The sequence below is a fragment of the Rhodoferax ferrireducens T118 genome, from assembly GCF_000013605.1.
GTDB lineage: Bacteria > Pseudomonadota > Gammaproteobacteria > Burkholderiales > Burkholderiaceae_C > Rhodoferax > Rhodoferax ferrireducens.
Genome location: NC_007908.1, coordinates 1,229,680 through 1,245,694, shown reverse-complemented (window position 1 = coordinate 1,245,694; position 16,015 = coordinate 1,229,680). Strand labels below are relative to the sequence as shown.

General features: G+C 55.5%; 15 protein-coding genes. 7 read left to right on the top strand and 8 right to left on the bottom strand.

Features of this window, described 5'->3' with window-relative positions; translation table 11 throughout:
• Positions 1-400: 400 nt before the first annotated feature.
• From tolA to RFER_RS05795, 4 genes are all read right to left on the bottom strand, one after another.
• Positions 401-1,414: a cell envelope integrity protein TolA gene (tolA, locus tag RFER_RS05810; RefSeq protein WP_011463464.1), complete on the bottom strand. Its 1,014-nt coding sequence runs from the start codon at positions 1,412-1,414 to the stop codon at positions 401-403.
• A 9-nt stretch (positions 1,415-1,423) separates the two neighbouring features.
• Positions 1,424-1,843, bottom strand: a complete 420-nt coding sequence (locus RFER_RS05805; protein WP_011463463.1) for an ExbD/TolR family protein — start codon at positions 1,841-1,843, stop codon at positions 1,424-1,426.
• 13 nt (positions 1,844-1,856) lie between these two features.
• A complete protein-coding gene (gene tolQ, locus RFER_RS05800) occupies positions 1,857-2,549 on the bottom strand; it encodes a protein TolQ (RefSeq protein WP_011463462.1) in 693 nt (230 codons plus the stop codon).
• Positions 2,550-2,723: 174 nt separating this feature from the next.
• A complete protein-coding gene (locus tag RFER_RS05795) occupies positions 2,724-3,572 on the bottom strand; it encodes a serine hydrolase (RefSeq protein ID WP_011463461.1) in 849 nt (282 codons plus the stop codon).
• A 253-nt stretch (positions 3,573-3,825) separates the two neighbouring features.
• Between RFER_RS05795 and RFER_RS05790 the strand changes: the two genes are divergently transcribed.
• From RFER_RS05790 to RFER_RS05765, 6 genes are all read left to right on the top strand, one after another.
• Positions 3,826-5,148 (top strand): chloride channel protein, encoded by a 1,323-nt coding sequence (locus RFER_RS05790; RefSeq protein WP_011463460.1) that lies wholly within the window; start codon positions 3,826-3,828, stop codon positions 5,146-5,148.
• Positions 5,149-5,511: 363 nt separating this feature from the next.
• A complete protein-coding gene (locus RFER_RS05785; RefSeq protein ID WP_166485675.1) occupies positions 5,512-5,712 on the top strand; it encodes a hypothetical protein in 201 nt (66 codons plus the stop codon).
• A gap of 489 nt (positions 5,713-6,201) precedes the next feature.
• Positions 6,202-6,690 (top strand): MarR family winged helix-turn-helix transcriptional regulator, encoded by a 489-nt coding sequence (locus tag RFER_RS05780; RefSeq protein ID WP_011463459.1) that lies wholly within the window; start codon positions 6,202-6,204, stop codon positions 6,688-6,690.
• A 234-nt stretch (positions 6,691-6,924) separates the two neighbouring features.
• Positions 6,925-7,458, top strand: a complete 534-nt coding sequence (gene pal, locus RFER_RS05775; protein WP_041791569.1) for a peptidoglycan-associated lipoprotein Pal — start codon at positions 6,925-6,927, stop codon at positions 7,456-7,458.
• 464 nt (positions 7,459-7,922) lie between these two features.
• Positions 7,923-8,288, top strand: a complete 366-nt coding sequence (locus tag RFER_RS05770) for a universal stress protein (protein ID WP_049765613.1) — start codon at positions 7,923-7,925, stop codon at positions 8,286-8,288.
• Between the two features lie 26 nt (positions 8,289-8,314).
• A complete protein-coding gene (locus RFER_RS05765; protein ID WP_011463457.1) occupies positions 8,315-9,565 on the top strand; it encodes a putative Na+/H+ antiporter in 1,251 nt (416 codons plus the stop codon).
• 974 nt (positions 9,566-10,539) lie between these two features.
• On the opposite strand, the gene RFER_RS05750 is transcribed toward RFER_RS05765, so the two are convergent.
• Complete coding sequence (locus tag RFER_RS05750; protein WP_085998758.1) at positions 10,540-11,415, bottom strand: DUF3014 domain-containing protein; 876 nt, start codon at positions 11,413-11,415, stop codon at positions 10,540-10,542.
• Between the two features lie 172 nt (positions 11,416-11,587).
• Here RFER_RS05750 and RFER_RS05745 point away from each other — a divergent pair, with 172 nt between their 5' ends.
• Complete coding sequence (locus RFER_RS05745) at positions 11,588-12,118, top strand: hypothetical protein (protein ID WP_041790234.1); 531 nt, start codon at positions 11,588-11,590, stop codon at positions 12,116-12,118.
• 545 nt (positions 12,119-12,663) lie between these two features.
• On the opposite strand, the gene RFER_RS24515 is transcribed toward RFER_RS05745, so the two are convergent.
• The 3 genes from RFER_RS24515 to pgm form a co-directional block, all read right to left on the bottom strand.
• Positions 12,664-12,819 (bottom strand): heavy metal-binding domain-containing protein, encoded by a 156-nt coding sequence (locus RFER_RS24515; protein ID WP_244095814.1) that lies wholly within the window; start codon positions 12,817-12,819, stop codon positions 12,664-12,666.
• A 175-nt stretch (positions 12,820-12,994) separates the two neighbouring features.
• Entirely contained in the window at positions 12,995-14,293 is a 1,299-nt protein-coding gene (locus RFER_RS05740) for a glucoamylase family protein (RefSeq protein ID WP_011463453.1), read from the bottom strand.
• Positions 14,290-15,969, bottom strand: a complete 1,680-nt coding sequence (gene pgm, locus RFER_RS05735; protein ID WP_011463452.1) for a phosphoglucomutase (alpha-D-glucose-1,6-bisphosphate-dependent) — start codon at positions 15,967-15,969, stop codon at positions 14,290-14,292. Before pgm ends, RFER_RS05740 begins: the two co-directional genes overlap by 4 nt.
• Positions 15,970-16,015: the final 46 nt, after the last annotated feature.

Here is a 16,015-nt window from a genome sequence, read left to right as displayed (position 1 = left end):
TGGCATTGCAATTTTTGTGTATTTACCCGCCCAAGCTGGATGAATGCCCCAATGCGGGCGGATCTCGCGTTGTCAGAGCAGGAAGGAGACCGGCGCGAGATCCAAAGAATAGTGCCCGATAAGGTACGCCAGTTGATGCATATCAAACGCACCGCAGAGAAATGATCGAGGTTTTTTTGGTCAATAGTTGACGAACAGTAGGCTGTCACCAATTCAAACCGATGCGATCGGGCCCTTTTGCCTGCCTCTACGGGTCCCAGAAGCAGGCATCAAAGGCCACAAAATGGGAAAAGGAACAATGCGATCTTCAAGAAATCGCGCTGTCATCAGCTTCGGCTGACGATTTGAGGGCACCCGTCCGTAGCCTTAGATTTGCAGGGCGGCAGGGTGGAATACTGTCTCAGTCCCTTGGCCGGAAGCTGATGACCAAAGCGCTGGGCACGCGGCCGTCGACATCACGCGGCAGTACTTCGGTTTTGTCGATGGCGCGCAAGACGGCTTCATCCCAGGATTTGACGCCGCTGGGTTTGGTGAGCTTGCGGCTGATGATGGTGCCGTCCGGTGAGGTACGAACTTCAACTTCGGCGGCTGGGTTGCCGCTAATGTCGTCGGCGAACACGATGTTGGGTTTGATGCGGGTGCGAATGCGTCCGGCATAGCTGCCGGACGGGCCGCTGGATTGCAGTTGCGTGCCCCTGGCCGTAGGCGCGCCGCTGGCGCCTGCCAGGCCGGTCATGCGTTCGATATTGGCTTTGCGCTGGGCAGCCAGTTTTTTGGCGTCCTCTTGCGCTTGGATTGCTTCTTTGCGCTGGGCCTCTTGGGCTGCTTTTTTCTTGTCTTCAGCAGCTTTCTTCTTGTCTTCAGCGGCTTTTTTCTTGTCTTCAGCGGCTTTCTTGTCTTCAGCGGCTTTTTTGTCGCTTTCGCGTTTGTCTTGCAAGCGCTTTTTCTCAAGCTGCAGCTTTTCTTGCTTGAGTTCTTCCCGCTTCAGTTGGTCAAGGCGCTGCTTTTCCAGGCGCTGTTTGTCCAGTGCTTGTTGTTTTTTGAGTTCCAGTTCCTTTTTTTCCCGCAATTTCTCGCGCTCAAGGGCGATGTTGGGGTCGGGCGGGCTGGGTTGAACCTGCGGCACCGGAGAGGGTGGAGTCGGGGGTGCAGGCGTGACGACCGGTGGTTTCGGTGTGACTGGTGTGGCTGTGGGTTCTATAGGCACTTCGACCAGCTTCGGCGCCGCTGCTTGCGGCACGGCCGACCACAACTCAGCCTCGGCGGTCACCCTGATGGCGTCGCGCTTCCAGTGCACGCCCCAGGTCAGGGCGGCCAGCAAAAACGCGTGCGCCAGCACAGCCAAGGCCAGTGAGCGCAGCAGGCCCGGCGTGGGCGGTGGCGCAAACTCAAGACGATCAGTGGCCGCGTGCACGCCTCTACCTCAACTGGCCAGTTGCACGGACAAGCCCACGCGCTGCACACCGGCGCGTTGCAGGGTGTCCATGACCTTGACGACTGATTCGTATTTGATGCTTTTGTCGGCGCTGATGACCACCGCCGAATTGGTGACCCCGCTTTGCGCTTGTTTGACTGCGCTGGCAAGGTCTTTGAGCCCCAGTGGGCTGGATTTTTCTTGCACTTTCATTTGCAGTGTTTCGTCCTTGCCGATGATGATTTGAATCACCTGGTCGGGCTGACGGGCGGCTTTGCCGACGCTGGGCAGGTCGATCACGCTGGGCGTGATCAGCGGCGCGGTGACCATGAAAATGATCAGCAGCACCAGCATCACGTCGATGAAGGGCACCATGTTGATCTCGCTGATGGTGCGCCGACCGCGCCCGCGACTGATGACTGAGGCCATGCTGGGGCTCCTTTCAGTGACCGGAGGCCGACTGGGCGCTGACGTTGCGCTGCAGGATGTTGGAGAACTCTTCAATGAAGGTCTCCAGCCGGATCGCGATGCGGTCAATGTCGTGGGCGAAGCGGTTGTAAGCCACCACGGCGGGAATGGCGGCAAACAGGCCAATGGCAGTGGCCACCAATGCCTCGGCAATGCCCGGGGCCACCGTGGCGAGGGTCACCGTTTGCATGGACGCCAGCCCGGTGAAGGCGTGCATGATGCCCCAGACGGTGCCAAACAAGCCGAGATACGGTGAGACTGAGCCGACCGAGGCCAGGAACGAGAGGTTGGCCTCCACCACATCGAGCTCGCGCTGGTAGCTCGCGCGCATGGCGCGGCGGGCGCCGTCCATCAGGGTGCTGGCGTCGGTGATGTGACGCTCGCGCAGCTTTTGGTATTCACGCATGCCGCTGGCAAAAATGCGTTCCAACGGGCCGGAGTCGCGGGCGTTTTGGGCGGCGGCAGAGAACAGATCATTAAGGCTGGTGCCAGACCAGAACTCGCGCTCGAAGGTGTCGTTGAGCAATTTCACCCGTTTCAGGGCAAACAGCTTGCGAAAAATAGCGGCCCAGCTGGCCATGGAGACCACCACCAGCAGCAGCATCACCAGTTGCACAACGACGCTGGCATTGAGCACCAGGCGCAGGATCGACAGGTCTTGGTTCATTTCAGGGGTTCCAGAATGGTTGCGGGTTCCGCGTAGATTTGTAGGAAGGTGGCATCCAAGCACGGCCTTGTTGTGTTGGCCTTTCTCAGCCCAATACTCAGGACCGAAGCAGGCGATTCGTCTGTTTTAATTTTGAATAAAAGAACGTTAAAGTGCCGTGACTTCGGGTCGAATCTACGACAGCTTGAAGTGATGACGCTTATGAAGCGTTGATGTTATTGAGGGCTGAAGAATCGTTTGTTTTGCCAAAAAACGACGTATGTTCAAAGCATCAAAGAAAGTTGAAGAACTGGCCTTCGCATTCAGTAAAACCAAGGTGGTATTTTTTCCCGCCAGCTTGATTCGCATGATCAGGCAGTGTCCCGCTTCATTGGTAAACCCAGTTTTGGACAACAGGATGTCCCACCCGCGTTTGCCAACGAGTCGGTTGGTGTTGTGAAATTCCACGCTTCGGCCCTGCATGTTGATCAGGTCGGACCGATCCGTTGTGATATTGACGATGACCGGATATCGGGACGCGGCGAACGCCATTTTTGCGAGATCGGCTGCTGTCGAGGCGTTTTCGGGAGACAGACCCGTTGGCTCTTTGATGACCGTATTGATCATTCCGAGCGACTTGATCTTTTCATGAACGGCTTTGACAAAAGCCGGATTTCCGCCTGGATAGGTCCGTGCAAGTGATGCGGCAGCGCGATTGTCCGATGACATCAGCGCTAGTTGCAAAACCTCTCTCCGAGGTAACGTTGTCCCTAAAGGAACATGCGAAGCGCTGTGTTTGAACATATCGACGTCCGCTAATTGGATAGAAATTTTTTCTTCCATATCTGGCTTGCTATCCAGCACGACCATTGCCGTCATTAACTTGGTTAAAGAAGCAATTGGAACAACAGAACTCGCATTTTCTTCGAACAAAATTTCGCCGGATTCGTTATTAACAACGATGGCATGCTGAGAGCCAAACGACATGGCGGACGCGCTGGCTGCTGAGCAGATTGCAAGACACACGAAAAGATGTTTCAGCATTTGAACGGGAATTTGAGCTTGCGAATACAAACCTAAGTGAAGAATTGGGAGAAGGCTGCATCGTCTTTTTCGAGTCTCATCTACCGTTCACTTGACTTGTAAGTAAGAAGTGGTGGGGAGCAAACGCTACGGGTCAAATGTCCTGATTGAAATATATTTGTGTGAATGTATCACAATGCATTTGTTAAAATACTGTTAAGTTGTCACAAAGCGCGGCATTCTTCTCCCAATTGGCTCACGACGGAAGTGCCTCATGAAACTTCAACCCCCTGTCTTTTCTGCTCTGCGCCAAGAGCTTTATGACTGGCGTCTGTGGACTGGCCGTGGGATAGTGCTGGCGTTTGCCGCGCTGGCAGGCCTGACGGTGGTTGCCTTGACTTGGTTGACTGACCATGCACTGGCGCAATTTTTTTCAATGCAAAGAAGCTACTGGTGGTCACCTTTGCTCTGGACCCCCGTTTCGACGGCGGCAATTGCCTGGCTGACCCAAAGATACGCGCCGGGTGCGGCTGGTTCGGGGATTCCGCAGGTCATGGCGGCACTGACGCATGAAGTGCAACCCGTTCATCGTCGAATCTATGTGTCCTTGAGGTTGACGGTCTCCAAAATCCTGCTGACGACTTGGGGTCTATTGGCCGGACTGTCCCTGGGGCGAGAAGGGCCGTCAGTGCAGATCGCGGCTGGTGTGATGCACCATGCCCGTCGATGGCTACCCTCAAAGTCCACGGTGTCAGAGCACGGTTTAATACTCGCCGGAGGTGCAGCGGGTATTGCGGCGGCTTTCAATACACCTTTGGGTGGCGTGATGTTTGCCATCGAAGAGTTGTCACGAAAGCCCGAACAGCGCAGCAACGGCTTGCTGTTGGCCGCCATTGTGCTGGCTGGCTTGATGGCAATTTCCGTGTACGGAAATTCCACCTACTTCGGCGTGATCCGGATCGAAAACCTGAGCATGGGATTGCTGTTGCCAGGTTTGCTGGTCGCCGTGTGCAGCGGTGCAGCGGGTGGTCTATTTTCCCGAGTACTGATGGTCTCATTGTCTGGCAAGTCAGCCGACCGATTCAGTAAGTTTCGCAAAAAAGCGCCTGTGCTATTTGCGGCAGCTTGCGGGTTGGTGGTGGCGATCTTGGGTGTAGTCAGTCACGGGGACACCTATGGAAGTGGCTACAACCATACGCGCGATATGCTGGAAGGAAGCGGTGATTCCTCTTCCTTGTACGTGTTGTTCAAATTCATGGCTACCTGGATTACAGCGTGGGCGGGCGTGCCTGGCGGACTATTTGCCCCATCCCTGGCGATTGGCGGAGCCCTGGGCAACGACATCGCTCAACTGACCGCTTATGTGAATGCCCCCACACTCATCGCCTTGGGCATGGCAGGTTTCCTGGCAGCTGTCACACAGGCCCCACTGACCGCCTTCATCATTGTCATGGAGATGGTGGACGGGCATGCACTGGTGCTCAGTCTGATGGCTAGCGCGTTGGTAGCCAGCGGCGTGTCGCGCCTGATCAGCGCGCCCCTTTATCCATCATTGGCTGAATTGCAGCTGCAACGCTTACCAAGGCTCCGGACATAAAAAAGGAGCCCCGAAGGGCCCCAAGCTCAAGTTGGCTGCACCGGCCGCTTAAACTGGTACAGTTGCACAAGTATATTGCAACAAATGTTATTTATCTACGGGGCTTACCCTAACTTTTACCTGAAGCTCTAAGTCGGAAATCAGTCTACGTCGAGGCGATTTGTTTCAATAAACTCAACTTGAATGCGCGGTAAACCTTACGTTTTTTTGCGTCCGCGCATTGATCAGCGGAAATATTTTTACTACTTTCAACGCAGCCAAGAAACTTTCCAAGTGCAACTATTACTTTTTAATCCTTGATGTACATTTGGACAAAGTTACTTGGTGGCATACAAGATGGTAGCTCTTGAAGGGGGCATTCACATGAAACAATTCCTCTATCTGGTATTGGCGTTGGCCGTTGTCTTTGACGCGGCGGAAGGAACTTACCTATTGCGGTTACTTAGCGAGCAAAAGGGTCAGAGTGTCGAGGCCACTCCGGGTCATGGAAAGTCAAGTCAATTGACTCAACAGACCCAGAGTCATCCTTCGACGGCCGCACAACCTGCGTTCAAGATTCATTGAGATGGACGTATGTCATCCGATTACGTTCCATCGCAGTTCGAGGTGAGAGCAGGCGAGAGGAAAAAGGCGCTCAGAAATGTTTAATATGCCCTTCGACTCATTTCAAAGGGTCAGCGATCAGCCAGACGAACTGCTTCGAGCGAGGGACGCCCACGCTCAACAAGGAACTGCGAGAGGGAGAGTCCGTAGCGTTGATGAATTCGCGCAAAAAATATCAGAATACCTGACTGCAGGCCTCTTTGAGATTACTGACGAAATCGCCAATCGCCTTTGCCACGCCAGAATAAATGCCTTGAAGCAAAACACGCATCGATCTTCCTGATGGGTACTCAAATGGAAAGTCTGAGGAAAATCGGTTGCCGGCTTGGCTAACCATGTAATCCACCACGCGGCAAGGCAATAAGAGGCTGAAGTTCAATGTTGCCGCGCTCCCTATAGCCCGGAATTGCCCCTATCATGCAATGTTTGTTGTTTCCCTAAGATCCGCACATGCCACGAGTCGACCAAAACAGTAGCCAGCCACAGACAACGGCCCAAGTCCTTCGCCGTTTCAGGCTGGTTTTCAACGCCGTGAAAACGCACTTCCAGCAGGTGGAGAAAAGTGCAGGGGTCGGAGGCGCGCAACTGTGGGCACTAAGCGTGATACATGCCGAGCCAGGCATTGGTGTCAACGATCTGGCAAAGTCCATGGACATACACCAGACGACAGCCAGTAATCTGGTGAAGGCGTTGGTGAAGATGGAAATGGTTCAGACCGATAAAATCGGACCTGACCGTCGAGCGGTGCAACTTTATGCGCTCCCTGCTGGGCAGCGAGTGCTCAAAAAAGCCCCTGGCCCGTTTGCAGGGGTTCTGCCGCAGGCGCTTTCTCAACTGGACACAGCCACATTGACGCGATTGGACCATGATCTCGGCTTACTCCTTGCGCTCCTAGATGCGGATGAAAATGCGGCCAACATCCCACTAGCAGACATGTAGTTTTTTGGGTCAGTTCTCTACCCCGCTCGCCCGTGGGCGAGCCCTAGAAAATTCGGTCGCCTTTCGCAATATCCAATTGTCCGAATATAATTTCGGACAATTGCAGATCGTAATACGAGTATGTGATTAGGCGGCCTGCGCCGGTTTGCCAGATGGCCTATAAGACAAGAAGGGCTGAGCGCGTCATGCGGATCAGTTAAGTAGCGGAAACGACAGAAATCAATGGAACCCAACATGAAGATCAATTTGTTCAAAAATCTAACTTTGGCTGTAATGCTAGCCACACTCGCAGCTTGCAGCACCACAAAAGTTGCAGAGGCCCCGCCGGTTCCGGTTGCAGTGAAAGCACCAACGGCGCCAGTAGCTCCCCCGGCCCAGAGCACCGTCAAATCGGTGATTGCGATCTCTCCTTTGGATGATGCGAATTCGCCGCTTGCCAAGCGCAGTGTGTTCTTTGGTTTTGATAATTTTCAAATTCGAAGCAGTGACCTCCCTTTGATTGAAGCGCATGCTAAGTATTTGGCAGCAAATAAGAGTGCCAAAGTTCGACTCGAAGGCAATGCCGATGAACGTGGCGGGCGTGAATACAACCTTGCTTTAGGTCAGAAACGTGCTGAGGCAGTACGTAGATCACTGCGTCTGCTTGGTGTGCCAGACAGTTCGCTTGAAGCCGTGAGTTTTGGCATGGAAAAGCCGGTTGATGCCGGTCACAATGAGGATGCTTGGGCAAAGAATCGACGTGTCGATTTGAAATACATCGCTCGATGACAGGAACGAGGCAAGGACTTTAAGTCACTATGTGTGACAAATTTGCTGCGCAGGGTTGGCGATTGAGAACTGCGTAGGTCTCCTGTGGGGTTGGAATGATCCACTCTGCGGCGGGCATGGTGACTGCGATCATCTATCGTGATGGCATTTCCGTCGAATTTGTTCACGCAATGTGACGGTCAGGAGCGAACCCCCCATTGGGTAAGTTGACTAAACTGCGTTCAGAGCGCACTGTGCTTGAGCGACATTGCTTGGTGACACCGCGATCCATGGGACTCGTCCATGACTGACCGTGCTTTGCAACAAGCTTAACTATTCCATTTCTTGGCGGCCATTGATTCGGACTTGGCAGGTCGGACACGAATGGAGTACGCAGACTCTGTAGTAATGCCTTGCACAGCGCTTGCTGCCGTGTACCGAAACGCTTTGCCATTGCTTTCGATGGCAGCCCGACCAGCCGAAAAATGGTGGAAGCCGTGGCGCGCAGCCCGCTGCTCAAAGAGCTTCGGTGCGAAGTTGTGATGGCGGGGGACGAAACAGCAATCGGACGTGAGCATCTTGAGTGGGCAAAGACCAGTTTGTCTGTGGCCGGATTCGACGTGCAGGTCGCGGTCGTGGCCGGAGAACCTGAAACGGTCTTGCCGCATTACCTGAAGGCGCATTCTGTTGACCTGCTGGTCATTGGTGCCTACGGGCATTCGCGCATTCGCCAGCTCATCGTCGCGGTAGCATCACCACGACGTTGCTGCGAACAAGCACGGTGCCAGTTCTGGTGCTGCGCTGAGGTAATTCAGACTGCAGCCACGTCGCAAGACCTGATTTTCCACTAACTGACTTACCTTAAGGCTGGACCGTCATGTCAAACATCGAAGTTGTTGCTGCCGCTCTTTTTGCGTTCGCGTTGGTCCACACCTTTTCAACCAAGTTCTTTGAGCGGCTCGCTCACAACCACCCAAGGCACGCGGGTCTGTTCCACCTGCTTGGTGAAGTGGAGGTCGTTTTCGGCTTCTGGGCGGTCGTGCTCATCGCCACCATGGCCCTCCTGGTGGGCGGTTCACAAGCCATCGAGTACGCCGAGTCGCGGCAATACACAGAGCCCTTGTTTGTGTTCGTCATCATGGTGGTGGCCGCGTCCCGACCAGTTGTAGAGGTCATCCAAGCGCTGGTCGCCTTTATCGCCAGGCTCGCACCATTCCGCACGGTTGTGGCTCAGGTCTGGCTTTGCCTTGCGCTGGTGCCACTGATTGGTTCCCTGATTACCGAGCCAGCGGCAATGACGCTTGCTGCGCTGATGCTCAGCCCCATGGTGTTCCGTCCCGGCATTCCCGAGTGGCTGAAGTACGGCGCACTTGGCGTCCTGTTCGTGAACATTTCCATTGGCGGCACCTTGACCTCCTTCGCGGCCCCTCCCGTTCTCATGGTGGCGACTACCTGGAACTGGGACAGCGCATTCATGGCGAGTCACTTCGGCTGGAAGGCTGTCGTCGCTGTCCTCATCAACGCCACAGTCATTACTTTTCTGCTGCGTCGACATTTTCCCCATGTTCGACCCATGTCTGTCCAGGTGGACAAAGAGCGTATTCCACCTCTCGTCAGCACGATTCACATGGCTTTTCTGTCGGCCGTCGTGGCGTTCGCGCACCACCCGGTGATATTCCTTGGACTGTTTCTGCTCTTCATGGGCTTTACACACGCGTATGCCAGATACCAGACACCACTCATTCTGAAGGAGGCACTGCTCGTCGGATTCTTCCTTGCCGGCCTGGTGGTACTCGGGGGCATGCAGCAATGGTGGCTGCAGCCGATTGTGTCCAGCCTGGAGCCGACCGCTCTGTTCTTTGGCGCCCTGGGGCTGACGGCGATAACCGACAACGCTGCACTGACGTACCTGGGGTCACTCATTGAAGGCATGAGCGGTTTGGCCAAATACATGCTGGTTGCGGGCGCAGTCGCCGGCGGTGGTCTGACTGTGATTGCGAACGCGCCAAACCCCGCTGGCGTGGCCCTACTCAAACAAGGCTTCAATGATGAGTCAATTGGCGCTGGTGAGCTGCTCCTCGGCGCGGCGCTACCCACCATGGTCGCGGCTGTGATGTTCCTGCTGTAGCGGACAAGGTCATTCCACGGCTTTTTATCCAGACTTCAAAATCAACCCAACTGAAGGTGCTCCCTTGAAAATAGTTAGATATGTAATTGTCGCGTTCTTCGTCGTGACGTTGCTGGTGCTTATATACGGTACGGTCATTAAGCCATAAAGAACACAGAGGCCGCCTACCCGCGGCCTGCTGCCAAGTGACGCGAGAGGGCCACCGCAAGAGAACAGGCGTGGTTGCCGAACTGGGGACCCCGAAAGCCGGCTTACGAGCTAAAGACCGGTAGGCGTCGTGAATAAGTGAGTGAAACGGCAATCACATGTCCTGTACATGAGCACCTTTGGCGAAAACGAGGCAGGCCGGCGCAGGTCCGATTATCATATTCCGCAGTGAAATGCAGAAAGCGCGTTCAGGGATGAGACTTGCAACCGGAATTATCGTATTGGCTACCGCGCTGGGGCTGGGGACGCTGAAACTGTGGACCTCCGGCGCGACTAGCGGTTGGGTTTCTACAGGAGTCATGGTGGGCGCGGGACTCGGCGTTATTGTGGTCGCTTGGGTTTTGGGAGTATGGTTGCGCAATCGTCAGCGCAGGCGATTGATGGATATGCGCGACTCGGCGCTTTGGTGAAACGCCGAGCGGAAATCGGCCAAGTACCATCGTTTGCCCGTTCCACTGCACCTCAGACCTGAGTCGAGCGCCTTTCGATTGCCACCTGAGTGTTCACTTTTCAGTTAATCGCAATGGTTTGGATGTCCGATGCATTGGTCGGGATTTGTCTGTCGCCTCCTGCGGCTTTTCCAGGGGATCGTCCCATTCTGTAAGTCGCAGTTGTCGCAGCATTGGATCGGCGCTGAGAAGCGCAATCCTTATCTATCCTTTGCGCCCGTTGGGGTCGAGTTCGTTCTCATCGGTCCAAATCAGTTGATCGAAAATCCTTCCAAGACAGGCCAATTCAGCCAGCGACAAAAGACCCAGATAGCGTAGTCATCGATCCGCGTTGCGAGTCGCAATGCGCGCGCGAAACTCCGCCAGTTTGGCCTTGAGCAGACGAGCATTCGCGCTACCCATCCGGAGAAGTATCTTTTGTCCGGCCGGGCGGGACTCCAGTGAACGGTCCGCGAATTCGTACCTGACCCAGGGTCTCGTCACTGGAATCGGTCCCTGTACTTGGGTTAACGTCAACTTGACTGGCCCCGTCAGTTCAGGCGTTTCCAGAAGTTGGTCAATGACCTCAATCAAGCGATCGTTGAAGTATTTGCCCGGATAGCCGAGTTCCTCGTAGGCCTGCTGGAAGAGCGGATACAGCCGCACATACAGCGCAGCGGCCTTGACCGTATCGACCGACGTACTGAATCGGACAAATGGCGTGTAGCGATCGGCGTTGCCATCGGCCAGATAGGTGCCATCGCGATGTTCGACGACCAGGATGCGGGCGGGCGTGGGCAGCACCGGCCACAAACGGGACGCTGCGTGTCCCCTAGCCAGGCTATCGACGGTGACCACGAGGTGGCGCACGAAGTCGTCGATAGTCAGGAACGAAAGCACCGCCCTTCGACCGAGCAAGTCGATCAAGGCATCCTTTACCAAGTTGCCCGAATCGCCGACTGCCGGCAGTCCGGCTAGCTCGGGAAGTGATGGCTGAAGCGCTTCAATGGGATGACGGATCAGCGGCTTGGCGGGAGGCGTCGGTTCCGTGACTGAAGGCGCTGCTGCGACCGGCGCTGGTTCTGGAACTGGTGCTACACCTTGCCCATGCTGCCACCATAGGTATGCACCGCCGCCAAGGCAAACCAAAAGGAAGCCCGCAAAGAGCCATCTTGACAAATGCTTCATGAAGTCCTCGCATTGCTCCTGTTCCAACCTCGATCCAAAGTGGCGTAGATCCGTGCCTCAGCTCGAACCTCCCGTGAGCCTATGACATTTTCATGCAATTATATTTGTGCAAATATTATCTACCATAATATGTATTCAGGCCACACTTGATTTGACATTCCGAAACCGCTACTTGACGCAACCGGCGAAATTGTTCCAAATGAATGCCCGATATGTCTTTGAGATTCGCTCAGTTTTGCTGGGAGCGCTGCTACTGGGAGCGCTGCAATCGCATGCGCAACGACCACTTGACGGTACGCTGCTGGGAATCACCGAGTCCGAGTTACAGGCGATTTTTGCCGCCGCCCATCGGGTGCGTAAACCCGCATTGGGTCCACATGGTCTGCGCGGTCTGTGGGCGCTGCCGAGCACGCCAGTGTCAGGATTGCCGTTTGAGACTACGTTTTACTTGAGGGACAAACGCGTCAATCGCATCGAGCAGCGCTGGACTTCGACTGAGCGTCTGTGCGACGATCAGTCTTCTTTTGCGACTCTAGTCTCAGATATGGAATCGAAATACGGTGCCGGACTTGCTTCCAGTGACAACGCAGAAAACGAAACGACACAGCGATCGGTTGTCTGGGTGGCGGGAGAGTTCGATGTGCTGGCACATCTATCGCAATCCCCCAGTCAATGCACGATGCTCGTCATTTACGTAGCACACGTTGTTAAAGACGCTTCGGAACTGTAAAAGGAGCGCCACCCGTATCGCACACATCAGCACCGAGTGGGAAGAAACGGGTCGAGAAAGATCAACCTGTTTGAGGCTCTAAAAGAACAGAGTTTCTGTTGCTCCAAAGCGGGCATTGGCGAATGACTCTAAATGGAGACTTGCCATTGGATTCCGGACCTCGAATGACTCCTCACGCGTACCGGGTCTACGTTTTCCTCCATTGCAGACGCTCAATTTTGGCAGTCGGCTTCGGAGAGGGTTGGCTGGCTCCTGAAGACACGTTCCGGTCATACAACAGTCCGATCTGCCTGCTCTATACCAGTCATTCTTCGATTGCGTGCTATCGAGCGCGGTCCTTGGGCGGGCGTCGAACAGGTTCGCCTAGTTCAAGTGTTGCGGCGCCAGGAATGTTCCATGCGAAGTTGCCGACTGCAAGAAGGCTAGGACTTTGTCGTCTCCACCGAGTACGACCAGATTGGTCAGGCCGTCACTATTGATGTCACCGGCAGTTATTCGATCTGATGAAAGAGGATGTCAGATTTCATAGCCAGGCAGCTTGAACTTCAGGCAACCGGAACCAACGTCATCCCGCATTTGGGGCAGTTGCCGGGTTGCGGTTTGTCAATTTCCGGATGCATCGGGCAGGTGTAGTGGGTGGTGCTCGCCACCACGGGTTTCGGTGACGTTGGCATGACAGATGGTTGATGTGGGCGATTCATGATTGTTTCCTCTATCGGTTGATTGAACGACTCGGGCATCGCTGCGCCAATTTACGCTGCGCGGCAGCCCGACGTAGGTCGAGCGAAAGCCCGAATCGCACAATGATCGCGCTAGGCGCTACAGTCTGTTCGGTGGCTCACATTAATGTCGGTAAACCACCCAGCCATGCTGGAGTCATAACCACCCGCCGCTAAAACTCGCACGTTGCAAGCCGCTGGCGATATAAGAGCTATCTCGCATGAGCCGCCACAAGAGACCGGTGCGGTAATTCTCGATCATCAAAACGATCGGTCCCTGATTCAGGCCGTAATGCCACGGCGATACCCAGCCGTGGGGATTGCTGCGCTTGTGCGGGTAGGTCGGATTGAACGTTGCCTTGAAGCCGCAGGGATTGCCCGTTTTCAGTTCGACCTCATGCACCAGAAAGTCGATTGCCGGCAACACGATCTCCGGCGCGAACGGTAGCGACGCCACCACCGCCCACGGCGCGATGGTGCCATCGTCGGGTCCATATGGCACTCCTCGTCCCACGTAATCGAGGAAGTGGCGCTCGATGCCTTTCACTTTGACGGTCTCGGGACCGGGGCCGTCGCTCGCGGTGATTCCCCAGCAGTGTTTGCCATAACCCGCGAACTTGAGCGGATTGTCGATCGCGTATTGTTGCTGCACATAGGTTGCGCGGCGGGTGTTCTCGAAATAGTCGATGCCTTTTTCGCGCATGAACGCGTCCTGAATGCCACGAAAATCGATCCAGAGATGCGAAATCTGATGCGTGAACAACGGCCCGGCGTAAAGATAATCGTATCCGTAACTATTTTTCCATTCGTAAGTGGAAGCCCACGCTGCGTAGCTGCTCTGCGGCAGCGGATGGGTGGGCGAGCCGAGTCCCAGGATATACAGTACAAGCGCCTCGTCGTAGCCTTCCCAACGGTACGCGAGAAATCCGCTTTCAGGCTTCCAACCGTGCGTCACCGTTAGGCCACCGTTTTGCGCCCACGACCAATCAGCACGGCGATAAAGTTCGTCAGCGACGGCGCGTATTTCCTTTTCCTCAGTCGTATCCGCATTGAAATAGGCGCCAACAGTCAACGCACCGGCGAGCAGAATGGCGCTGTCCACAGTCGACAATTCGCATTGCCAGGCACGCCGTCCGGTCTGCATGTCGAGAAAATGATAATAAAAGCCTTGGTAACCGGTGGCGTCGGGCTCGGGACCTTGCGGGCTGTTCCAAAAGAATCGCAGTGTGGTCAGTACTATCCCGATTGCCGCTGCGCGCGTGATGAAGCCGCGCTCAACTGCGACCGGATACGCCGCCAGGGCGAGGCCGGTGGCAGCAATGCTGGCGGGCCAATTCGCCGCAGTCTTATCGAGCACCAGTCCATTTTGCGGATTGGTCCAGAGCAGAAAGTAGCGGAAGGTATCGCGTTGAAGCGATTCCAGCTCGGCGTCAATCGTGGGTTTGTCGGTGTTCATGATTTCACCGGGTCCGCGACTCTGGCGGCGCCCCCTTTTACAAGCGCGTCACTGACGATGGTCTGAGCTTCCTCCAAAATGCGATGCAGGTGGTCGGTGCCACGAAAGCTCTCTGCATAGATTTTGTAGATCTCTTCTGTGCCGGACGGACGGGCCGCGAACCAACCGCTCTTTGCCACCACTTTCAAGCCGCCGATGGCGGCGTCATTGCCAGGTGCCTGGGTCAGGATGCGTTGGATTTTTTCGCCAGCCAGGGCTGTAGATTGAACCTGCTGCGGCGAGAGTTTTGCCAGTATTTGTTTTTGATCCGGCGTGGCGGACGCCTCTGCCCGATCATAAAAATGTTCACCGAACTCACGCGCCAACTCGTGGTAAATCTCACCCGGATCACGACCCATGCGCGCGCTAATCTCTGCCGACAGCAAAGCCGGGACAATGCCGTCTTTGTCTGTCGTCCAGACGCTGCCGTCCAGACGCACAAAAGAGGCACCCGCGCTTTCTTCCCCTCCAAAGCCCAGCGAGCCGTCGAGCAATCCAGCCGCAAACCACTTGAAACCGACCGGCGTCTCGTAGAGCTTGCGGCCAAGTTTTGTCGTGACGCGATCAATCATCTGGCTGCTGACCACCGTCTTGCCAACCGCCGCATATTGGCTCCACTGGGGTCGATGCTGGAAGAGGTAGAAAATGGCGACCGAAAGATAGTGGTTGGGTGGCAGCAAGCCCGCGTTTCGCGTGACGATCCCATGGCGATCATGGTCGGTGTCACAGGCGAAGGCGATGTCGAAGTGATCCTTGAGACCGATCAGACTCTGCATGGCGTAAGGCGAGGACGGATCCATGCGAATCTGACCATCCCAATCGACCGTCATGAACCGGAAAGTCGGATCAACCACTTCGTTCACAAGCGTGAGATTGAGACGATAGCGCTCGGCAATCTGGCCCCAATAGTGAACGCCGGCGCCACCCATTGGATCGACACCCATGCGGATGTTCGCGCCGCGGATCGCCTCCATATCAAGCACGTTGCCAAGATCGCTCACGTAAGCGTTGAGGAAGTTGTGGCGGTGGGTGGTACGGGAACGCAGGGCCTTCTCGTAAGCGATTTTTTGCACGCCCTGTAGGCCACCTTCCAGAAGCGCATTGGACCTGGCTTGGATCCATCCGGTGATCTGGCTATCGGCCGGACCGCCGTTACGTGGGTTGTACTTGAAGCCGCCGTTGTCGGGCGGGTTGTGCGAGGGCGTGATGACTATGCCATCGGCGAAGCCCACAGTGCGGCTGCGGTTGTAGGTGAGTATGGCGTGAGAAACTGCCGGTGTTGGTGTGTATTCGTCGTGCTCGGAGAGCATGACCTCCACACCGTTGGCTGCCAGCACTTCGAGCGCGCTGGCACAGGCAGGCACAGACAGCGCGTGCGTGTCGATCCCGAGAAAGAGCGGGCCATCTATACCCTGCAGCTTGCGGTAGTCGCAAATGGCTTGACTAATGGCAAGGACATGCCATTCGTTGAATGACACATCGAAAGCTGAGCCGCGATGTCCCGAAGTGCCAAATGCGACTCTTTGCCCGGGCGCCGAAGGGTCCGGCCTATTGCAGTAGTAGGCCGTGATGAGTTTGGGCACATTGACCAGCATCGCCTGCTGGGCAAGCTTTCCCGCCAGTGGATTTATATTCATTGGTAGCTTGGTGGGTTCGGACTCAATGGAGGTGCGCCGGGTGTAG

Excerpts from the sequence above, each read along its gene's own strand:
- RFER_RS05805 (WP_011463463.1), bottom strand. The coding sequence starts at position 1,843 with ATGGCCTCAGTCATCAGTCGCGGGCGCGGTCGGCGCACCATCAGCGAG.
- tolQ (WP_011463462.1), bottom strand. The coding sequence starts at position 2,549 with ATGAACCAAGACCTGTCGATCCTGCGCCTGGTGCTCAATGCCAGCGTC.
- RFER_RS05795 (WP_011463461.1), bottom strand. The coding sequence starts at position 3,572 with ATGCTGAAACATCTTTTCGTGTGTCTTGCAATCTGCTCAGCAGCCAGC.
- RFER_RS05790 (WP_011463460.1), top strand. The coding sequence starts at position 3,826 with ATGAAACTTCAACCCCCTGTCTTTTCTGCTCTGCGCCAAGAGCTTTAT.
- RFER_RS05785 (WP_166485675.1), top strand. The coding sequence starts at position 5,512 with ATGAAACAATTCCTCTATCTGGTATTGGCGTTGGCCGTTGTCTTTGAC.
- RFER_RS05780 (WP_011463459.1), top strand. The coding sequence starts at position 6,202 with ATGCCACGAGTCGACCAAAACAGTAGCCAGCCACAGACAACGGCCCAA.
- pal (WP_041791569.1), top strand. The coding sequence starts at position 6,925 with ATGAAGATCAATTTGTTCAAAAATCTAACTTTGGCTGTAATGCTAGCC.
- RFER_RS05770 (WP_049765613.1), top strand. The coding sequence starts at position 7,923 with ATGGTGGAAGCCGTGGCGCGCAGCCCGCTGCTCAAAGAGCTTCGGTGC.
- RFER_RS05765 (WP_011463457.1), top strand. The coding sequence starts at position 8,315 with ATGTCAAACATCGAAGTTGTTGCTGCCGCTCTTTTTGCGTTCGCGTTG.
- RFER_RS05745 (WP_041790234.1), top strand. The coding sequence starts at position 11,588 with ATGAATGCCCGATATGTCTTTGAGATTCGCTCAGTTTTGCTGGGAGCG.
- RFER_RS24515 (WP_244095814.1), bottom strand. The coding sequence starts at position 12,819 with ATGAATCGCCCACATCAACCATCTGTCATGCCAACGTCACCGAAACCC.
- RFER_RS05740 (WP_011463453.1), bottom strand. The coding sequence starts at position 14,293 with ATGAACACCGACAAACCCACGATTGACGCCGAGCTGGAATCGCTTCAA.
- pgm (WP_011463452.1), bottom strand. The coding sequence starts at position 15,969 with ATGAATATAAATCCACTGGCGGGAAAGCTTGCCCAGCAGGCGATGCTG.